General features: G+C 72.0%; 3 protein-coding genes. 2 read left to right on the plus strand and 1 reads right to left on the minus strand.

The features are described from left to right. Positions 1–269 precede the first annotated feature (269 nt). Complete coding sequence (locus tag E1298_RS46210) at positions 270–1046, plus strand: Mut7-C RNAse domain-containing protein (RefSeq protein ID WP_279499732.1); 777 nt, start codon at positions 270–272, stop codon at positions 1044–1046. Positions 1047–1098: 52 nt separating this feature from the next. Then, a complete protein-coding gene (locus tag E1298_RS46215) occupies positions 1099–1485 on the plus strand; it encodes a (deoxy)nucleoside triphosphate pyrophosphohydrolase (RefSeq protein WP_131903700.1) in 387 nt (128 codons plus the stop codon). A gap of 52 nt (positions 1486–1537) precedes the next feature. Here the strand turns inward: E1298_RS46215 and E1298_RS46220 are convergent. Then, on the minus strand, positions 1538–2431 hold an 894-nt coding region (locus tag E1298_RS46220), incomplete at its 5' end, for a C40 family peptidase (protein ID WP_131903698.1).

Genomic DNA, 2431 nt, shown 5'->3' on the forward strand with positions numbered 1-2431 from the left:
GTTCATGGGGTGAGTGTCACCCCGGCCCGCCCCGCCCGTCACGGGTGGAACGGGGCATTTCAGGGGAAATTGCCGATCGTGTCACCGGGAGTTCGGAGCGGATCCCGGGATCGGCGCCCGGGCGGCCCTCAGCGAAGCCGCCGTTCGCCGATCACGGTGGTGATCTTGCGCAGGGCGTCGGCGGCCGGACGGCCCACCGTCGCCTGACGCGAGATGAAGGGGTGGATAATCCGGCGGGGATCTTCGGGGACGCATGGCATGCTGACGGCGTGGAGCCCGAGATACGCATCCGGATCGCCGACGAACTGCTGATGTTCCTGCCCGCCTCCCGGCGCGCGCCCACACGCCGCGTGGTCTACGACGGGACCTCGACGCTGGGGCATCTCGTGGAGTCGCTCGGCGTGCCGCTGCCCGAGGCCGGCCCGATGACGGTCCGCGGCGAGCGCGTCGCCTCCTCGTTCCGTCCGGCCGCCGGGGACGAGGTGTGCGTGCGGCCGGTGCCGAGGCCGCAGCCTGTCCCGCTGGAGCCCGGGCAGGTCGCGCCCCGGTTCCTGCTCGATGTGCATCTGGGCACGCTGGCGCGGCGGATGCGCCTGCTCGGCCTGGATACCGCCTACCACAACGACATGGACGACCCGGCGCTGGTCGTCCAGGCCAACGAGGAGCGGCGCGTTCTGCTGACGCAGGACCGCGGGCTGCTCCGCCGCCGCGCGCTGTGGTTCGGTGCGTACGTGCGCGGTTCCCGGCCCGACGACCAGCTCCGCGACCTGCTGGACCGGTTCGCGCCCGTCCTGCTGCCCTGGACGCGGTGCACGGCCTGCAACGGGGAACTGGTCCAGGTCGACAAGCGGGAGATCGAGCGGGAGCTGCAGGCGGGCACGCGGCGCAGCTACGACGTCTACGGGCAGTGCGCCGATTGCGGGCAGGTCTACTGGCGCGGCGCGCACGGCGATCACCTTGAGGAGATCGTCCGGGACGCGACGCGGATCGTGGAGGCCGTCCGCCCGGCCGGAACCGGTCCGGCGCCGCTCCCCGTCTCAGACTGACACGAGGGGACGCCGGGGGGCGGCCTCCCGGAACAGAAGGAGGGTGGTTGCGATCGATCTCGTTGTGGTGGGCGCGGCGATCATCTCGGACGGGCGGCTGCTGAGCGCCCAGCGGGCGGAGCCGCCGCACCTGGCCGGCGGCTGGGAGCTGCCGGGCGGCAAGGTCGACCCGGGGGAGTCCGACGAGGACGCCCTGGTCCGGGAGTGCCACGAGGAGCTCGGCATCAAGATCCGGCTGGACCGCAGGATCGGCGGGGACTGGCGGCTGAGCGAGCGGAGCCTGCTGCGGGTGTGGACGGCCGTGATCGTGGCGGGCGAGCCGAGGGCCCTGGAGCACCTCGCGCTCCGCTGGCTCGGCCCGGACGAGCTGTACGACGTCGACTGGCTTCCGGGTGATCGTCCTGTTATCGATATTTTGGCCGAAACCGGAATCACCTGACCTAAAACCGGAAAGGGCCCTCCGGCGCTGCGGGGAGCCCTTTCCGGACAGGTCAGCCGATGCGGTTGGCGCCCGCGAAGTCGGAGCGGTCCGACAGCTTGGAGATCTTCACCACGTCGCCGGTCTGCGGCGCGTGCAGGAACTTGCCCTCCCCGAGGTAGATCCCCATGTGGTGGAGGTTGCCGCCGAAGTAGACCAGGTCGCCCGAGCGCATCGAGCCCCGGGAGACCTTCTGGCCCATCGAGAACAGGTCGCCGGTGTAGTGCGGCAGGCCGGGCTTGCCGACCTGCGCGTACGCCCAGACGACCAGGCCGGAGCAGTCGAAGCTCCCCGGGCCCGCGGCGGCCCACACGTACGGCGAGCCGAGCTTGGTGAGCGCCTTGCGGGCCATCTTGGCCGGCAGGTCGGAGCCCTTCACGGTCGCGGAAAGACCGGACTTGGGGTCCTTGATATGCGTCGTGGTCAGCTTGTCGAGCCGCCTGGTGACCTCCGTCACCTTGGCCTTGGCCGCCGCGCGGGCGGCCTGCGCCTGGGCGGCCGCCTGCTTGACCTGGCCGGTCGTGGCCGCTGCGGTGCGCTGCGCCTGCGCCGCCTGGTCGATCTGCTTCTGCAGCGCAGCCACGGCGGTGGCCTGGTTCTGCGCGAGGTAGGCGGTGTCGGACAGGCCGTCCGCGCCGCGCCCGGAACCGAAGATCGCGTCGGGGGCGCCGTTGATGTAGTTCGCGGCGGCCAGCCGGCCGAGCTGCTCGCGGGCGGGGGCGGCCTGCGCCTCCAGCGTGGCGGCGGTCCGTGCCGCGGCCCGCTCGGCCTTGACGGCCTTGCCCAGCTCGACGCGGGTCTTGTTGTACCGCTCGGTGAGGGTCTCGGCCTCGGTGTTGAGCGCGTTAAGGCTCTTGCGCAGGCCATTCTCCGAGGTCGGCAGGGGGTTCGGTGAGGAGGGGCGGGG

Source organism: Actinomadura rubrisoli, from assembly GCF_004349215.1.
GTDB lineage: Bacteria > Actinomycetota > Actinomycetes > Streptosporangiales > Streptosporangiaceae > Spirillospora > Spirillospora rubrisoli.